The 1,187-nt window shown below is 76.9% G+C and carries 2 protein-coding genes; one reads left to right on the top strand and one right to left on the bottom strand.

All coding sequences use genetic code 11. The features are described from left to right. Positions 1–84 precede the first annotated feature (84 nt). On the top strand, positions 85–558 hold the full coding sequence (locus RKE29_RS23290; RefSeq protein WP_312007540.1) for a GNAT family N-acetyltransferase: 474 nt from the start codon (positions 85–87) through the stop codon (positions 556–558). 73 nt (positions 559–631) lie between these two features. Here the strand turns inward: RKE29_RS23290 and RKE29_RS23285 are convergent. After that, positions 632–1,187, bottom strand: a 556-nt coding sequence (locus RKE29_RS23285) for a 3'-5' exonuclease (RefSeq protein ID WP_312007539.1), incomplete at its 5' end; no start/stop codon positions are given.

The raw sequence follows: 1,187 nt of genomic DNA, 5'->3' as shown, positions 1-1,187 counted from the left end.
CCGGGCCGGGCCGGGGCGCCGGGCCGGCCCGGGGCGCCGAAAACCCTTAGGCCGCCGCCGGACCCCGTCCGTACGATGACCGGCATGCGCATCCTGCCGGTGCCCTTCGACCACCCCGACGCCGTCAAGCTCAACGACCTGGTCCAGCTGGAGTACGTTGCGCGCTACGGCGAGGGGGACGTGACCGCGATGGCGGCGGCCCACTTCGACCCGCCGCACGGGCTCTACCTCCTGGCGTACGACACCGCGGACCGCCCGGTGGCCACCGGCGGCTGGCGCGCCCAGGACCACGGCGACACGGGGTTCTCGGACGGGGACGCCGAGATCAAGCGCATGTACGTGGTGCCCGAGGCGCGCGGGCTCGGGCTCGCCCGCCGCATACTGGCCCGGCTGGAGGACAGCGCCCGCGCGGCCGGGCGGGTGCGCATGGTGCTGGAGACCGGGCTCAAGCAGCCCGAGGCCGTCGCCCTGTACGAGTCCAGCGGCTACCGGCCGACGGCGAAGTTCGGCATGTACCGCCACGCCGGCGACAGCGTCTGCTACGCCAAGCCGCTGTGAGCGTCCCGCGCCCGCCGAGCCCGTGACCCGCGCCGGACGGCCCCGGCGGCGCACGTCACACCGCGGCAGGACCTCACAGCAGGCGCAGCTGCGTGTCCCGGGGCCTGCGGCGCGGGCCCGCCTCCCCCACCCGCTCGCACACGTCCGAGCCGAGGGCGGCCAGGAACGGCGACGGCGCGGCCTTGCGCACGGACCCCTGCCGCAGGCGCTCCCCGGCGTGGCTGAGGTACAGGTGCCGCTGCGCGCGGGTCATGCCGACGAACAGCAGCCGCCGCTCCTCGCGCACCGCCTCCTCCCGCTCCTCGGCCTCCTCGGCACCGGCCGCGCCCGGCGCGGCCCCCGGGAAGCGCAGCGGCAGCAGCCCGTCCTCGCAGCCGACCACGAACACCACCGGGAACTCCAGGCCCTTGGAGGCGTGCAGCGTCAGCAGCGAGATCCGGTCGGCGCGCGGGTCCCAGGTGTCCACCTCGACGCCGAGCGCCAGCTCCGCGCGGAACCGGTCCAGGTCCGCACCGCACCGGTCGGCCAGCGGCGCGAGCAGGTCCACGGCCGTGTGCACCTCGGCGGCGGCCTCGTCCCGCCCGGACTGGTCCCGCCCGGACTGGTCCCGCCCGGACTGGTCCCGCCCG

The organism is Streptomyces sp. B1866 (assembly GCF_031932565.1).
GTDB lineage: Bacteria > Actinomycetota > Actinomycetes > Streptomycetales > Streptomycetaceae > Streptomyces.
Note: the sequence above shows the minus strand (reverse complement) of the source record. Positions and strands in the feature narration are given on the sequence as shown.